At 69.2% G+C, this 14,936-nt stretch carries 14 protein-coding genes; 1 reads left to right on the plus strand and 13 read right to left on the minus strand.

The window, feature by feature from the left end:
* Nucleotides 1-24 precede the first annotated feature (24 nt).
* The 4 genes from EUC46_RS03320 to EUC46_RS03335 all read right to left on the minus strand — a co-directional run bounded on the left by EUC46_RS03320 (nucleotide 25) and on the right by EUC46_RS03335 (nucleotide 4,527).
* Entirely contained in the window at nucleotides 25-1,545 is a 1,521-nt protein-coding gene (locus EUC46_RS03320) for a Tat pathway signal sequence (RefSeq protein WP_128772776.1), read from the minus strand.
* Between the two features lie 50 nt (nucleotides 1,546-1,595).
* Nucleotides 1,596-2,936, minus strand: a complete 1,341-nt coding sequence (hisD, locus tag EUC46_RS03325) for a histidinol dehydrogenase (protein ID WP_128772777.1) — start codon at nucleotides 2,934-2,936, stop codon at nucleotides 1,596-1,598.
* A gap of 75 nt (nucleotides 2,937-3,011) precedes the next feature.
* The gene (locus tag EUC46_RS03330; RefSeq protein WP_128772778.1) at nucleotides 3,012-3,953 is read right to left on the minus strand and encodes an alpha/beta fold hydrolase; all 942 of its coding nucleotides are present in this window, start codon (nucleotides 3,951-3,953) and stop codon (nucleotides 3,012-3,014) included.
* A gap of 193 nt (nucleotides 3,954-4,146) precedes the next feature.
* Nucleotides 4,147-4,527, minus strand: coding sequence for a hypothetical protein (locus EUC46_RS03335; RefSeq protein ID WP_128772779.1), 381 nt, complete (start codon nucleotides 4,525-4,527; stop codon nucleotides 4,147-4,149).
* A 138-nt stretch (nucleotides 4,528-4,665) separates the two neighbouring features.
* Here EUC46_RS03335 and EUC46_RS03340 point away from each other — a divergent pair, with 138 nt between their 5' ends.
* Complete coding sequence (locus EUC46_RS03340; RefSeq protein WP_128772780.1) at nucleotides 4,666-4,908, plus strand: RNA-binding S4 domain-containing protein; 243 nt, start codon at nucleotides 4,666-4,668, stop codon at nucleotides 4,906-4,908.
* A 78-nt stretch (nucleotides 4,909-4,986) separates the two neighbouring features.
* Here EUC46_RS03340 and dnaE read toward each other — a convergent pair whose 3' ends face one another.
* The 9 genes from dnaE to ftsZ form a co-directional block, all read right to left on the minus strand.
* Nucleotides 4,987-8,577: a DNA polymerase III subunit alpha gene (gene dnaE / locus EUC46_RS03345; RefSeq protein WP_128772781.1), complete on the minus strand. Its 3,591-nt coding sequence runs from the start codon at nucleotides 8,575-8,577 to the stop codon at nucleotides 4,987-4,989.
* An 87-nt stretch (nucleotides 8,578-8,664) separates the two neighbouring features.
* Nucleotides 8,665-9,276, minus strand: coding sequence for a GNAT family N-acetyltransferase (locus EUC46_RS03350; RefSeq protein ID WP_128772782.1), 612 nt, complete (start codon nucleotides 9,274-9,276; stop codon nucleotides 8,665-8,667).
* Nucleotides 9,277-9,344: 68 nt separating this feature from the next.
* On the minus strand, nucleotides 9,345-10,265 hold the full coding sequence (locus EUC46_RS03355; protein WP_128772783.1) for an RluA family pseudouridine synthase: 921 nt from the start codon (nucleotides 10,263-10,265) through the stop codon (nucleotides 9,345-9,347).
* Nucleotides 10,262-10,930, minus strand: coding sequence for a signal peptidase II (gene lspA / locus EUC46_RS03360; protein ID WP_128772784.1), 669 nt, complete (start codon nucleotides 10,928-10,930; stop codon nucleotides 10,262-10,264). The genes EUC46_RS03355 and lspA overlap by 4 nt, the downstream gene beginning before the upstream one ends.
* Nucleotides 10,931-11,058: 128 nt before the next feature.
* The gene (locus EUC46_RS03365) at nucleotides 11,059-11,649 is read right to left on the minus strand and encodes a DivIVA domain-containing protein (RefSeq protein WP_164918740.1); all 591 of its coding nucleotides are present in this window, start codon (nucleotides 11,647-11,649) and stop codon (nucleotides 11,059-11,061) included.
* A 174-nt stretch (nucleotides 11,650-11,823) separates the two neighbouring features.
* A complete protein-coding gene (locus EUC46_RS03370) occupies nucleotides 11,824-12,111 on the minus strand; it encodes a YggT family protein (protein ID WP_421701180.1) in 288 nt (95 codons plus the stop codon).
* 24 nt (nucleotides 12,112-12,135) lie between these two features.
* Nucleotides 12,136-12,594: a cell division protein SepF gene (locus tag EUC46_RS03375; RefSeq protein ID WP_128772787.1), complete on the minus strand. Its 459-nt coding sequence runs from the start codon at nucleotides 12,592-12,594 to the stop codon at nucleotides 12,136-12,138.
* A 75-nt stretch (nucleotides 12,595-12,669) separates the two neighbouring features.
* Entirely contained in the window at nucleotides 12,670-13,524 is an 855-nt protein-coding gene (locus EUC46_RS03380; protein ID WP_128772788.1) for a purine nucleoside phosphorylase YfiH/LACC1 family protein, read from the minus strand.
* Nucleotides 13,524-14,810: a cell division protein FtsZ gene (gene ftsZ, locus EUC46_RS03385; protein ID WP_128772789.1), complete on the minus strand. Its 1,287-nt coding sequence runs from the start codon at nucleotides 14,808-14,810 to the stop codon at nucleotides 13,524-13,526. The genes EUC46_RS03380 and ftsZ overlap by 1 nt, the downstream gene beginning before the upstream one ends.
* Nucleotides 14,811-14,936: the final 126 nt, after the last annotated feature.

Here is a 14,936-nt window from a genome sequence, read left to right on the forward strand (position 1 = left end):
CGATCCCGCCCGGTGGGCGGCGCCTCACCCGTGCTCCGCGGCTTGAGTCAGGTCCTCGTGGACCGGGCCGCCCGCGGCCCCGGGCGCCTCATCTTCCAGGTAGTACCACCAAAAAGGCGCCCCCCAGGCCCGGGGTCGTCCCAGGGCCGCGGCAGTGACATGGCGGGCGACGGCGTGGCGTCCGGCCGCCAGGTCATCGGGGGAGCCGAACCACCAGGGCCCCGGGTCAAGGTCCTCACCCCCGTAGCCGAGTTCCAGGACGGCCAGGCGCTGGGTGCTGAAGAGCTCGCCTACGGCGCCGAGCACCCGGTCGGCGGCCGTTCCCAGCGGATGCCACTGCGGGTAGACCGACAGCCCGACCACGTCAATCATTTCTTTGAGTTCGGGATCCAGGTTGTCCTGGGCCCAGGTGACCACGGAGTGCTCCACGGCGCCCTGGCCCAGCTGATGGTAGAGGGTCAGGAGTGTGGTGGCGCCCCCGGCCCGGCGCACACTGGTGGCGGCGTGACGCACCCGCTCCACGGCGTCCTGGCCCAGCCAGTCCCCGCCGAGCTCATTGCCCACCTCCCAGGCGTCCACCGGCCCTAAACGCTCCAGGAGGCGGTCCACCCGGGCCCGCCAGGCGTCGTCGTCGAGCCCGGCCATGGCGGTTGAGTCGCACACCTGGCCGACGACGACCACGCCCCGGTCCTGCAGCTCGGTGACTGAACGCTCCCACAGGGTCATCTCCTCCTCATCGAAGGGATCCTCAATGACAATCCGTGCGGCCGGTTGCCGGCCGCCGTTCTTGAGCAGGTCAAGATCACCGCTCTGGTCGGCTGAGGGCGGGGAGGTCAGGGTGACGCCCACAAGAGCGTCCGCCGGGGCCAGGGCGACCGCCTGGGAGTCCAGCAGCAACTGGGCGGCGGCGGCGCTCTCCAGGGCCTGGGCCCCCAGCTGCGCCCGCTCCTGGGGGCCGGCGGCCGCCTCGCACCGGGCCAGGGCCGTCGCCGTCGTCTGCCGCTGGGAGGCCAGGTCCGGTTCGGCCGTCAGGGCGGCCGCGGCGAGGCGCTCACCCTGGCGGGCGTGGAGTCCGCGGGCGGCCAGTTCGGCCAGGGCGTAGCGGCCCGGACCGGGCAGGTCGGCCATGAGGGCGGAGTAGCCGTGGCTGGTGGGCCAGGACAGGTTGAGGGTCCACGGCCCCCCGGCGGGCAGCTCCAGGGCGGCGGTGGCCTCCCGGCCCTCCTCCAGGGGACCCTCCACAACGGCCCGCAGGCTCCCCGTCTCCAGGAGGACGTCATCGTGGCCCTCGCTGCCGGCACCATTGGATTGGATGCGGCGCATCTGGTCGAAGGCGAGTAGTTGACCGGTGTCGTCAGCGATGTCGAGCAGTACAGTGCCCGCACTCCCGCCGGCCGGGGAGCAGCCCCGCCCGGCGGGGCAGGCGGGTGCCGAGCAGGCCGACAGTGCCGCCGCCCCCACGGCCCCCAGCACCGCCCGTCGGGGCAGCAGCCGCCCGGCCGCCCCGGGGCGGCTCCTCCCATGGGTCTGGGCGCGGACCCGCACGGCCCTCCCCGTGTCGCCGGTTGAGGGCCCGGGGTGTGGGCGCGGCGGACTCACGCCAGGCGGGCGCGGGCCGCCTCGCCGTGGGCGGGCAGGTCCTCGGAGTCGGCCAGGACCCCCAGGGGGGTGGCGAGGGCCGCCAGGGCAACGGCGTCGTATTCAATGACCTGGACGGGCTTGATGTAGGCCATGACGCTCAGCCCGGAGGCGAAACGAGCGGTGCCGCCAGTGGGCAGGACGTGGTTGGAGCCGGCCAGGTAGTCCCCCAACGGCACCGGGCTGAAGGGGCCCACGAAGATGGCGCCGGCGTTGCGGACGCGGCGGGCCACCGCGGGGGCGTCGGCGGTGTGGATCTCCAGGTGCTCGGCGGCGTAGGCGTCGGCCACCGCAATGCCCTGGTCCAGGTCGCGCACCACGATGGTGCCGGACTGCTTGCCAGTCAGCGCGGTGCGCGCCCGCCGGCGGTGCTTGGTGGATGCCAGGCGGCGCTCCAGAGCCACGTCAACACCGTCGGCCACGGCGGTGGAGTCGGTGATGAGGACGCTGCTGGCGCACGGGTCGTGCTCGGCCTGGGACAGCAGGTCGGCGGCCACGAGCTCGGGATCGGCGGTGTCGTCGGCCAGCACCGCGATCTCAGTAGGGCCGGCCTCGGCGTCAGTGCCCACCACACCGCGCACGGCCCGCTTGGCGGCGGCCACATAGATATTGCCCGGGCCGGTGACCACATCCACGGCTTCGCACAGGAGTTCGCCACCGGCGTCGGCGCGGTCGGTCTCGGTGGTGGCGGCCGCCCCATAAGCGAACATGGCGATGGCCTGGGCGCCGCCGACGGCGTAGACCTCCCGGATGCCCAGCAGGGCGCAGGCCGCCAGGATGGTGGGGTGGGGCAGCCCTCCGAAGGCGGCCTGGGGCGGGCTGGCCAGGGCGATCTGCTCGACGCCGGCGACCTGGGCGGCCACGGCGTTCATGACCACCGAGGAGGGGTAGACCGCCAAGCCGCCGGGGACGTACAGGCCCACTCGGCGCACGGGGATCCAGCGCTGGGTGATCATGCCGCCCGGAACGACCCGGGTGGAGCGCTCGGTGGGCAGCTGGGCGGCGTGCCCGGCGCGGGTGTGGGCGATAGACAGCTCCAGGGCCTCTCGCACCTGCGGGTCGAGGCCCTCCAGGGCGGCGGCCGCCGCCTCAGCAGGCACCCACAGGTGCTCCGGGCGCACTGAGTCGAAACGCTCGGCGGCCTCACGCAGAGCGTCCGCGCCCCGGGCGCGGACGTCCTCAACGATGGGGGTGACGTCCTCCAGGGCGGCGGCGACGTCGAGGTCGGCGCGCGGCAAGACCTCGGCGAGCCTGGAGGCGGACAGGTCTGAGCTGCGCAGGTCGGTGCGGGAGAGCATGGTGGGAGCCTACCGGTGGCCGGGAGGGCCCGCATATTGGCGCTCCTGGGGGTGAGTGCCGCCAGGGGGCGGGGCTCAGGGCAGGCAGCGCTCCGCGAAAGCGACCACCTCCGCCTCCACGTCAGCGCGCGTCGTCGGCTCGTTGTGGATCTCGTGGCGCACGGCGGTGTAGACGCGGGTGCGCACCTGGCGCATCCCCGCACCCCACAGGGAATTGGCGACGTGGTAGGCGCCCTCGCCGTAGTTGGCCACCGGGTCCTGGTCGCCGGCCAGGATGAGCACCGGGAGGTCCCTGGGCAGCGGGTCAATCCAGGAGGGGTCGTTGGCCTGGGCGTACAGGGCGACGAAGTCGCGGGCGAAGCGCAAAGTCATGGGGGCGCCGAAGTTGTTGAAGGGGTCGACGGCGTGGTCCTCGACAATCCCGCGGTCCAGGGCGACCCAGTCGGTGGGGCGGCACGCGTCCTCGAAGCGGTCCAGGGCGCCCTCGAAGGCGGCCCCGAAGATTCCGTCGGAGTCCAGGGCCTCTCCCCCGCGCTCAGCAATGGCCGCTTCCAGGTCGCGCAGCAGATCGGGGTTATCCAGGCCCCGCATCTGGGCGACGACGCCGCACAGCGCCAGGCCCGCCAGGCCCTCGGGGTGGCGTGAGGCCAGGACCCGGGCGATCATTGAGCCCCAGGAGTGCCCGAAAACAATGTAGGGCAGGCCCTCGAAGCGCTTGTTGACGATCTGGCGCAGGCGCTGCTCGTCCTCGACAACAACACTGACCCCGTCCTGCCCGGTGTCCTGCCAGATACCGGAGGTCATGGCGGTGCGCCCGTGACCGGCATGGTCGTCCGCGGCGACAACGAACCCGGCATCCAACAGGGTGCTGATGAGGTGGAGGTAACGTCGGGAGTGCTCACCCAGGCCGTGAATGAGGTGGACGACGCCGCGGGGCCGGGTGGTCGGGGTGTAGATCCACGCCTGGATCCGGTCGCGGTTGTTCGTGGAGTCGAAAGGGACCTCGAACAGTGCCATGGGTGACCTCCTCGTCACTGGCGGTTACGATCGCGAGGCCCGGCCGGTGCCCGCTCAGGGCGGTGACGGCGGGGCGCCCTCACGGTACCGGCTCCGGCCCGCGCCCGCCACAGGCGGGGTGCACCGGCGCGCGGGCCCCGCCCGAAGGCCGTGGCCGGGCCGGCCGGGGCCGCACGGGCGGGCCCGTCGTCTTTCACGGATGCGTCGACCACCGGTCCCAGCAGGCCCGGCGCTCGGGTGGGGCCCAGGAGGTGTCGCGGGTGCCGACCTCGCCGTGGGCGGCACTCACCACCAGGGCCGCCAGACCGGGCTCCCCACGGGCGGCGCAGTCGTGGTTGATCATGTGCAGCAGCGGGCCCATGTGCCGGGGCAGGACGGCCCGGTCAATGGCGTCGGAGAGCTCCCCGTAGGTAATGACCTCCCGGTGGGCGGCCACATCCACGAGGACCTCCCGAGCGGCAGCACTGGCTCGAGCGAGCCTGGGGGTCAGGGTGTGAAGGCGCTCCCCCACCGGGTAGCGCTGACCGACCTCCAGTGCAATGCCGGCGGCGCCGGGGTTGGGTGTGTCATTCATGAGCCCACGCTACTGGCCGCCACGGCGCATCGCCGCTGTGCTGCACCTCCTGGATCTGGCGCCCCCGACTGCGCCCCGGTGCCCTGATCCTGCGGGTATGCCGGGCGCCCGGGCGGGGTCTGCTGGGACAATGGGGGCGTGAGTACTCAGCAGTCCTACCCCTCCGTCCCGGTCCACGGCGAGATTAAGCTCGGCCAGTTCCTCAAGCTCGCGGGTCTGGTCGAGGATGGTGCCGAGGCCCGAGTGGCCGTTCAGTGCGGTGACGTGAGCGTCAATGGTGAGGTTGAGACCCGTCGCGGCCACCGCCTGCGCAACGGCGAGATCGTCGAGGTGGAGCTGCCCTCCGGTGTGGCGGGCGCCGTCGTCGCCCAGGACGGATAGGCGCCCCGCCCCCGGCCCTGCCCTTCGACCGGTGGGCGGGTCAACGTCGCAGAAGGGCCCATGACGAGGGACGGGCGCTCAGCGCAAACAGCCGGGGCCCAGGAGCGCTTTAATGTCGGAGTAGAAGGCCGGAGAGGCCTCCACCCGCAGGGCCTTGTCCAGTTGGGTGCGGATCTCTCGGCCGGGGCTGGTCAAGTTCAGGCGCACTGTTGACATCCCCGGGTGCTTGACCAGCACCTCGCGCAGCCGCTCCACCAGGGGGCCGGTGCAGCGGTTGGTCGGCAGGCTAATGACCACCGCCTCGTGGGTGGCGCCGGAGACGTCCGGAATGGTCATCTCCTGGGCGTAGAGCGCCACCTGACCGTCACGCCGGTTGAGGCGCCCGCGCACCGTCACCACCGTGTCGGGGGCCAGCATGGTCGAGACCGTCTGGTACGTCGAGGGGAAGAACAAGGCCTCAATGGAGCCGCCCAGGTCCTCAATCTGGGCGATCGCCCACAGGTTGCCCTGCTTGGTGGTCTTGCGGGTCAGGGAGGTAATGAGCCCGGCAATGGTGACCATGGTGCCGTCGGGGCGCTCCTCATCCTCAATGAGCTCGGAGATCTCGGTGTCGGCGAGCTTGCCGAGCACCCCCTCCAGGCCCAGCAGGGGGTGGTCGGAGACGTAGAGGCCGAGCATGTCGCGCTCGTAGGCGAGCTTGTCCTTCTTGTCCCACTCCGGCAGCGCGGGCACCTCGGAGGAGAAGACCGGCCCCGAGGAGAAGGGATCCTCCCCCGCACCCTCACCCATGAGGGAGGCGAAGAGGTCGAACTGCCCGGCGGCCTCATTGCGTTTGACGCCAATGATCTCATCGACGAAGTCCTCATGGCAGGCCTGGAGGGCCCGGCGGGTCTTGCCCAGGGAGTCGAAGGCGCCGGCCTTAATGAGGGAGTCAATGGTGCGCTTGTTGCACACCACCGCCGGGACCTTGTCCAAGAAGTCCTCAAAGCTGACGAACTCCCCCTCCTTCTGGCGGGCGGCCACAATCTCGTCGACCACATTGAGGCCCACATTGCGGATGGCGCTCAGCCCGAAGCGCACGTCGTCGCCGACGGCGGAGAACTGGGCGCGCGAAGCGTTGACATCGGGGGGCAGCACGGTGATCCCCATGTGCCGGCACTCGCCCAGGTAGACGGCGAGCTTGTCCTTGTTGTCCTTCTGGCTGGTCAGCAGTGCCGCCATGTACTCGGTGGGGTAGTGGGCCTTGAGGTAGGCGGTCCAGTAGGACACCACCCCGTAGGCGGCCGAGTGGGCCTTGTTGAAGGCGTACTTGGCGAAGGGGACTACGACGTCCCACAGGGTCTTGACGCTGTCCTTGGAGAAGCCATTGGCGACCATGCCGGCCTCGAACTCGACGTACATCGTGGCCAGGATGTCCATCTTCTTCTTGCCCATGGCCTTGCGCAGCGCGTCGGCCTTGCCCATGGTGAAGCCCGCCAGGTCGGTGGCGATCTTCATGACCTGCTCCTGGTAGACGATGAGGCCGTAGGTGGTGCCCAGGATGGGCTCCAGGGCCTCCTTGAGCTCGGGGTGGATGGGCACGATCTCCTGCTGGCCGTTCTTGCGCAGGGCGTAGTTCGTGTGGGAGTCCGCCCCCATGGGGCCGGGGCGGTAGAGGGCGCCGACGGCGGAGATGTCCTCGAAGTTGTCGGGCCTCATCAGGCGCAGCAGGGTGCGCATGCCGCCGCCATCGAGTTGGAAGACGCCCAGGGTCTCACCGCGGGACAGCAGCTCATAGGTGGCCTTGTCGTCCAGGGGGACATTGTCGATATCAACGGCGGGCTTGCCGTTGGCCACGGCGTTGTCGAGGGCGTCGGAGATGACGGTGAGGTTGCGCAGCCCCAGGAAATCCATCTTGAGCAGGCCCAGGTGCTCGCAGGTGGGGTAGTCGAACTGGGTGATGAAGGCCCCGTCCTGGAGGCGCTGCATCATGGGGATAATGTCGGTGAGTTTCTCCGAGGACATGATGACCGCGCAGGCGTGGACGCCCCACTGACGGGTCATGCCCTCCAGCCCCTTGGCGAGTTCAACGATCTTCTGGGCGTCGGGGTCCTCGGCGTGGAGCTTGCGGAACTCCTCAGCCTCTCCGTAGCGCTCGTCGTCGGCGTTGAAGATGCCCTTGATGGTGATGTCCTTGCCCTGAACGGTGGGAGGCATGGCCTTGGTGAGGCGGTCGCCCACCGCGTAGGGGTAGCCCATGACGCGACTGGAGTCCTTGAGGGACTGCTTGGCCTTAATGACGCCGTAGGTGACCACCTGGCTGACCCGGTCCGAGCCGTACTTCTTCTTGACGTACTCGATGACCTCGTCGCGCCGGCGCTCGTCGAAGTCGACGTCGATGTCCGGCATGGAGATGCGCTCGGGGTTGAGGAAGCGCTCGAAGATGAGGCCGTGCTCCAGGGGGTTGAGCTCGGTAATGCCCATGGCGTAGGCCACCATGGAGCCGGCGCCGCTCCCGCGGCCCGGTCCCACGCGGATGCCCTGGCGCTTGGCCCAGTTAATGTAGTCGGCCACCACCAGGAAGTAGCCGGGGAACCCCATCGCGGTAATGACGCCAATCTCATACTCGGCCTGCTTGCGGCAGTCCTCGGGGATGGAGCCGTTAAAGCGCCGCTCCATACCGCGCCAGCACTCGGCCACGAACCAGGAGTCCATGGTCTCGCCCTCGGGCACGGGGAAGATCGGCATGAAGGAGGCGCCCTCATCGACGGTGGAGAAGGAGACGTTGCACTGTTCGGCCACCAAGAGGGTGTTGTCGCAGGCCTGCGGCAGATCCTTGAACAGGCGGCGCATTTCCGAGCCCGGGCGCAGGTAGTAGGTGTCCCCGTCGAACTTGAAGCGGTCGGGGTCGGAGAGCACCGAGCCGGAGTTAATGCACAGCATGGCGTCCTGGACGGTGCGGTCCTCGGGGCGCACGTAATGGGAGTCGTTGGTGGCCAGCAGGGGCGCCCCCAGCTCCTCGGCCAGGCGCAGCAGATCCTTGGTGACGCGCCGCTCGATCTCCAAGCCGTGGTCCATGAGCTCGACGTAGAAGAACTCGCGCCCGAAGATGTCCTGCAGTTCGGCGGCGCAGCGTCGCGCCTCCTCCCACTGGCCCAGGCGCAGACGGGTCTGGACCTCCGAAGAGGGGCAGCCGGTGGTCCCAATGAGCCCAGCGGCGTAGCGGCTCATGAGCTCGCGGTCCATGCGCGGCGCCTTGCCCCACTGACCCTCCAGGGAGGCCAGGGAGTCCATGCGCATAAGGTTGTGCAGGCCTTCATTGTCGCGTGCCAGCAGGGTCATGTGGGTGTAGGAGCCGCGAGCCGACACGTCGTCGGAGCGCTGGGACTCGTCCCCCCAGAAGACGCGGGTCTTATCGAAGCGGGAGGTGCCCGGGGTCAGATAGGCCTCGACGCCAATGATCGGCTTAATCCCAGCGGCGCGGGCCGCGGCGTAGAACTCGTAGACGCCGAACATGTAGCCGTGGTCGGTAATGGCCAGGGCCGGCTGGCCCAGTCGCTTGGCCTCGGCGACGTAGTCCTTGATCTTGCCCGCGCCGTCGAGCATGGAGTAGTCGGTGTGGACATGCAGGTGGACGAAGTCGTCTTTGGGCGCCGGCTCCCGGGTCGCCTCGCTGCTCGTATCCGCCATGGGCCCATCCTAGGTCGATGCGCGGCCCGCCCCTCGGCCCTGGCGCCCACGGCGAGCCCCTGAGCGGGCACCATTGCGCGTCGGATGTCAGCGAGTCAGGGTGCGGACCATGTCCTGGTGGGCAATGCCGGCGTCGAGGTAGGACACGCCTGTGAGGACCTGGTACCCGCAGCGCTCATAGAAGCCCATGGCCTGCTCCTGGGCGGACAGGATGACGGCGACCCCCGGCGTCCCGGGCGCCACGCCGGCCCGGGCCGCATCCTGAGCCTTCAGGGGCGCGGCGGCGTATTCCAGGGCGGAAGCCTCCAGAACCGCCACTAACCGGGCCCCCAGACCCGTCCCCCGGGCGACGCAGCGCACGGCCAGGCGCCCCAGGTGCACCTGTCCCCGGTGGTGGGGATCAAGCAGAAGGCGCCCGGCACCCAGGGGCGTGGAGTCGGCACCGCGCGCCAGGACGTGGATGGTCGTGGGAGCGTCGTCGCGGGCGTCAACCTCCTGAATGAAAGGGACCTGCTGCTCGGCCACGAAGACCTCCAGGCGCACGTCGGCCACGGCGTGACGCATCCGGTCGGCGCGCGGCCCGAGGGCGTCCCCGGGCAGAACCTCGAAGTCAATGGGTTCAGCGACTCTCGTGGCCGGGGCGATAATGAGACGAGGCGGCCCGGGGCGGGTGGCGGCGGAGGCCTGGGGCTGGCTCACGACCGGTCTCCTTTCAGTGGTGGTCGGCGGTGGGGCCACCGGCTCCTCGCCGCCCGGGGGGCGGATTCTCAGGTCAAGCGCAGAATATCCAGGGCGTGGCGGAGGTCCTGGGGGTAGTCGGAGGTGAACACCATCCACTCACCGGTCGTGGGGTGAGCCAGACCGAGTTCGCGGGCGTGGAGCCACTGGCGGGTCAGCCCCGTGCGTGCGCTCAGCGCGGGGTCGGCCCCGTAGGTGGTGTCCCCCACGCAGGGGTGGCCGACGGCGGCCATGTGGACACGGATCTGGTGGGTCCTGCCGGTCTCGGGGCGCACCTGGGCCAGGCAGGCGCCGGGCATGACCTCCATGACGTCGTAGTGGGTGATGGACTCCCTGGCGCCGTCAATGATCGCCATCTTCCACTCCCGACCCGGGTGGCGTCCGATGGGGGCGTCAATGGTTCCCCAGGAGGGGTCGAGGTGGCCCTGGACGAGGGCGTGGTAAACCTTGTCCACCGTGTGGTCGCGGAAGGCCCGCTTGAGCACCGAGTAGGCGCGCTCGCCCTTGGCGACGATCATGACGCCGGAGGTGCCCACGTCCAAGCGTGAAACGATGCCCTGGCGCTCGGCGGCCCCTGAGGTGGCCACGCGCACCTTCATGGCGGCCAGCGCCCCGAGGACGTCGGGCCCCTCCCAGCCCATTGAGGGATGGGCGGCCACGCCGGGGGGCTTGTCGACGACGACAATATCGTCATCCTCGTAGAGGATGCCCATGCCCTCCACTGGGGTGGCGACCGGCTCGGCGGGCCGGGGCTCGGGCAAATCGATCTCCAGGAGGGAACCCACAGTCAGCCGCTCGGACTTCGCTACGGGAGCACCGTGCAGGAGCACTCCGCCACTGATGCACAGTTCACCCGCCCTGGAGCGCGACAAACCGGTCATGCGGGCCACGGCCACATCGACCCGCTCCCCCGCCAGGCCCTCGGGCACGGGCAGCATCCTCAGGCTCACACGCTCTCCCCGAGGGCGGCTCCGTCTTGAGGCCGGGCTCCTCCTCGCGGTTCGGCCTCCCCCAGTGCACGACGCGCGGCCTCCTCGCCCGTGGCCGCTTCCTCCCCCGCCCGGGTGCCGTCAAGCTCCAGCCCCATGAAGGTCAGGACGATGATTGCGCCGGCGGCGCCGACAATAGCTATGTCGGCGACATTGCCCACGAACAGACCGCCGTAGTCAATAAAGTCCACGACGTGGCCCCTGAACACCCCGGGCGCCCTGACCAGTCTGTCAATGAGGTTGCCCACGGCCCCGCCCAGGACCAGCCCTAGAGTTACCGCCCAGCGATATGAGCGCATGCGCCCCAGTGTGCGAATGACAATGACCGAGACCACAACAGCCACGAGGGTAAAAACCCACGTCTGACCAGTGGCGAAGGAAAATGCGGCTCCGGGATTGTGAACTAGGACTAGTCCTAACCATGAACCAACCAGGTCGATGCGTTGGCCCTCACTCAGGACTGAGGAGGCCCACGCCTTCGTGGCCTGGTCGAGCACGACCACTGCCAGGGCAACACTGACCAGGACAATGGCTGGTTTCTCGGGTAGGCCCAAACGAACGCGTGCTGGGCCCGCGGCGCGACGGCCCCTGCGCAACGGTGCGCCCTGGGGCGGAGTTGAGGTCATAGATCCTTCCAACGATGCTCTGCGGCACGCCTCGAGGGCGGCGACCCGGTCGAGTCACCGCCCTCACAAGAGGCCGGGAACGTGATCCGGAGCCTTCCGGCTGCCGCTTCCTCAGAGACTTGGACGCCTCACAAGGTTGGCACGGACTGGTCAGCGCTGTCCTCGACGTTGGACAAGAGGTTCTGCAGGTAGCTCTTGAGACGAGTGCGGTAGTCGTTCTCGAAGCGGCGCAGCTCGTCGATCTTGTGCTCCAGGCCGGAGCGCTCCTTCTCGAGCTGGGCCAGGGTGCGGTTGCGCTGGTCCTCGGCCTCGCGGACGATCTGCTCCCCGGTGTTGCGGGCCTCCGCGATAATGCGGTCGCCCTCGGCCTTGCCATTGGCAACGTGCTCGTCGTGCAGTCGCTGAGCGAGCTCGAGCATGCCGGAGGCGGCAACAGGAGTGTCGCCGTCCGCGGGCATAGCCATGGACGGCGACTGAACAACTGGGGCGGCAGGAGCCACCGGCTCTTGGATGGGGCCACCACCGCGGCCGAGTTCTGCCACACGGCGGTTGGCTGCCTCGAGCTTGGCCTTGAGGTCGGCATTCTCAGCCTCGAGCTGCCGCATGGCCTCGACCACCTCGTCGAGGAACTCGTCGACCTCGTCCTGCTCGTAGCCCTCGCGGAACTTGGTCGCCTGGAACTTCTTGTTGAGGACGTCGTCTGCGGTCAGCAGCGTCATGGTCGTCACCTCAGGTGTCGTTTCGGAAGATTGTCACGAGCACCGGACACACCCGGTTACTCATGCGAACAGACTACCTGAACTGGAGGTTCAGGCAATGTGGGATACGTTGATTCAGAGGTTGGATACATCTCACGGCCGCAAGGGAGCGGGCATACGGCGCTCAGTGAGAAATCACACAAGTATCCACAGGACGCTCTGAATGACAAGAATTCCGAAGAAGAGAGCCAGGAAACTCAGGTCGACCCCCACGCCTCCCAGGCGCAGAACGGGAACCACCTGACGCAGCCGACGCAGTGGCGGGTCGGTGAGTCCGTAGACCACGTTGGCCAGTACCAGGACGATCCCCCGAGGGCGCCAGGAGCGGGCGAAGACCTGCACCCAGTCCAGCACCACCCGCACCACGAGGATGAACATGTAGAGGTCCAGGAGGCTGGAGACAATCGAGATGATCGGCACAATCGGACTCACCGGTTCCGGCCCCGCTCAGCTCTGGTTGAAGAGGCGGCCGTGCGCTGGGGTGTCGGTCTCACCCCCATCGATCTCGACGCTGGCCGGGGTCAGCAGGAAGACGCGGGGGGTGACGCGCTCAATAGCCCCGTGCAGTCCGAAGACCAGGCCCGCGGAGAAGTCGACCATGCGGCGGGCGTCAGACTCATTCATGCCGGTGAGGTTGACGATTACCGGCACGCCGTCGCGGAAGGACTCACCAATGACGCGGGCCTCGTTGTAGGTCGAGGGGTGGACCGTCACAATGCGACGCAGGTCCGGCGCCGAGGTGGGCTCGGGCTCCTCAGCGGCCTCGTAACTGGAGGAGTAGTCCTCCGGCTCCTCGGTCTCAGTGAAGGCGTAATCCTGCTCAGGCAGGTCGTAGGCAGCCTCGTACGGGTTCTCCGCCGGCTCGGAGTAGCCGAGGAAGGACGTCATCTTGCGCAACGCGCTCATGGGTTCGCTCCTTGTCCGTCGGGACCTTCGCATCCCGGACAGAACGACGGTATCGGCACACTGGGCCGCGACTGCTCATTGGCCGCGGCGTGTCACGCTGGAGGCGCCGGCTTGACCGCCCGCGGTTCGGCCGGCAATGGCGACGCCTGCGATTCGGCCGGTGGCCCCTTGGCGCCGGTAGGAGAAGAAACGCTCGTCCTCGGCGGTGCACCAGTGGCCCGGGTGCATGTGCCCAACCCCGGCCCGCTCGAGTTGGGCGTGAACTCCTGCCGCGACGTCAATGGCCGGGGTGCCCCATCGACTGGTGGCGCGGCAGGCGGGCTCTACTGCCGCGGCCTGCTGCGCCATGTCCTCAGACACTTCGTAACAGTTCCCACAGATGCTGGGGCCGGTGGCGGCCCACAGGTCGGAGGGGTCGGCGCCGGCCGCGACCAGGGCGGCCACGGCGGCCGTCACCACCCCGTCGAGCATGCCGCGCCTGCCGGCGTGGACGGCGGCCACTAGTGTGCCCTGGCTTGTGGCCAGGAGTAGGGGTACGCAGTCGGCCACCAGGACTCCGACGGCCCGGGCTGAGGTCCCGCGCCCATGAGGGCCGCACTGGTTGCGGGTGTCCAGGATCAGGGCGTCCGCGGTGGGCGCTTGGCCCAACTGGGCCCGGGCCACGAGTGCGGAGTGCACCTGGTTCATCCAGGCGATGGCGCCTGGAGCCGCGGAGCCCGGGGCGGCGAGCCCGAGCCCCTCCTCCAGGGCGCGCCGGTTGGCCTGGACCGCCTCGGGGCGGTCCCCCACGTGGGCGGCGAGGTTAAAACCGGAGTAGGGGTCCCCGATCGAATCGGTCCCGCCCGGGGGCCGACCGCCCCGTGCGCCGCGGGTAGTGAAGTACCCGCGGGCGCCAGGACCCAGTTCGGCCTGAAGCAGGTCGGGGCGCATTAGCGCAGAAAATCAGGCAGGTCGATCTCGTCGGGCTCGACGTCGGCGCCGAATACCGGGGGAACCTCCAGTTCGACAGGGGCGTCGGCAGCGCTTTCGTCGACGTAGGCCGGGATTTCCCCGGTGGAGATGGACACCGGCAAGGGCGCCGGGATGACCGGCGCGGGCTCGGGACTCGGGACGCTGGTGACCGGGGAGGTCAGCGGCCGCAGGACCGGGCTGTCGGCGACGTGGGCGCCACGAGTCGGGCTGGGGGTTGCCGCGGTGGGCGCCGGGGCGGGGCTCTTGGCGTGCCGGGAGGTCTGCTGAAGAGCGGCGTCCAGACCACCGGTGACAGTGGGCTCGTCGTCGAAGCCTGCGGCGATCACGGTGACGCGGACCTCGTCGCCCAGGGCGCCGTCGACCACGTTGCCGAAGATGATATTGGCCTCGGGGTGGACCGCCTCGCGCACCAGGTTGGCGGCCTCGCTGATCTCGAACAGGCCCAGGTCCGAGCCGCCCTGGAAGAAGATGAGCACGCCATGGGCCCCGTCAATGGAGGACTCCAGCAGCGGGGAGGCGATGGCCTGCTCGGTGGCGGTCAGGGCGCGGTCGGAGCCGGTGGCCGAGCCAATACCCATGAGCGCGCTGCCGGCGTCCTGCATAACGGATTTGACATCATTGAAGTCGACGTTAATGAGGCCGGGGGTGGTGATGAGCTCGGTAATGCCCTGAACACCTTGGAGGAGGACTTGGTCGGCCTGTTTAAAAGCGTCGACCACGGAGATATTCCGGTCGGCAATCTGAAGGAGACGATCGTTGGGGATGACAATGAGGGTGTCGACCTCGGCGCGCAGGTTCTTGACGCCGTCCTCGGCCTGGGTGGCGCGGCGGCGTCCCTCGAAGGCGAAGGGACGAGTGACCACGCCAATGGTCAGGGCGCCGAGTTCGCGGGCGACGCGGGCGACCACCGGTGCGGCCCCGGTGCCGGTGCCGCCGCCCTCCCCGGCGGTCACGAAGACCATGTCCGCGCCCACAAGGGCCTCACGAATGTCGTCCTCGTGGTCCTCGGCGGCCTTGCGACCAATGCTCGGGTCGGCTCCAGCACCGAGCCCACGGGTCAGGTCGCGACCGACGTCGAGCTTGGTGTCGGCGTCGGACATGAGCAGGGCCTGCGCGTCAGTGTTAACGGCGATGAACTCGACACCGCGCAGGCCGGACTCAATCATCCGGTTAACGGCGTTGACGCCGCCGCCGCCGACGCCCACCACCTTAATAATTGCCTGGTAGTGCTGGGATTCCGCCACTGTCTGCCTCCGCGAGTTCCTGCTGGGCCCCGTGTCGGGACCCCCTCAACACTCAACCTCAAGTAGAGGTTAATACTTATGTCATTCTGAGGATGACAAGGACAACGCTATGGGGACCAGACCCCC

Origin of the sequence: Actinomyces oricola, from assembly GCF_004104015.1 — a bacterium.
Classification (GTDB): Bacteria; Actinomycetota; Actinomycetes; order Actinomycetales; family Actinomycetaceae; genus Actinomyces; species Actinomyces oricola.

Excerpts from the sequence above, each read along its gene's own strand:
- EUC46_RS03335 (WP_128772779.1), bottom strand. The coding sequence starts at position 4,527 with ATGAATGACACACCCAACCCCGGCGCCGCCGGCATTGCACTGGAGGTC.
- dnaE (WP_128772781.1), bottom strand. The coding sequence starts at position 8,577 with ATGGCGGATACGAGCAGCGAGGCGACCCGGGAGCCGGCGCCCAAAGAC.
- EUC46_RS03375 (WP_128772787.1), bottom strand. The coding sequence starts at position 12,594 with ATGAGCGCGTTGCGCAAGATGACGTCCTTCCTCGGCTACTCCGAGCCG.
- EUC46_RS03330 (WP_128772778.1), bottom strand. The coding sequence starts at position 3,953 with ATGGCACTGTTCGAGGTCCCTTTCGACTCCACGAACAACCGCGACCGG.
- EUC46_RS03365 (WP_164918740.1), bottom strand. The coding sequence starts at position 11,649 with ATGACGCTGCTGACCGCAGACGACGTCCTCAACAAGAAGTTCCAGGCG.
- lspA (WP_128772784.1), bottom strand. The coding sequence starts at position 10,930 with ATGACCTCAACTCCGCCCCAGGGCGCACCGTTGCGCAGGGGCCGTCGC.
- hisD (WP_128772777.1), bottom strand. The coding sequence starts at position 2,936 with ATGCTCTCCCGCACCGACCTGCGCAGCTCAGACCTGTCCGCCTCCAGG.
- EUC46_RS03380 (WP_128772788.1), bottom strand. The coding sequence starts at position 13,524 with ATGCGCCCCGACCTGCTTCAGGCCGAACTGGGTCCTGGCGCCCGCGGG.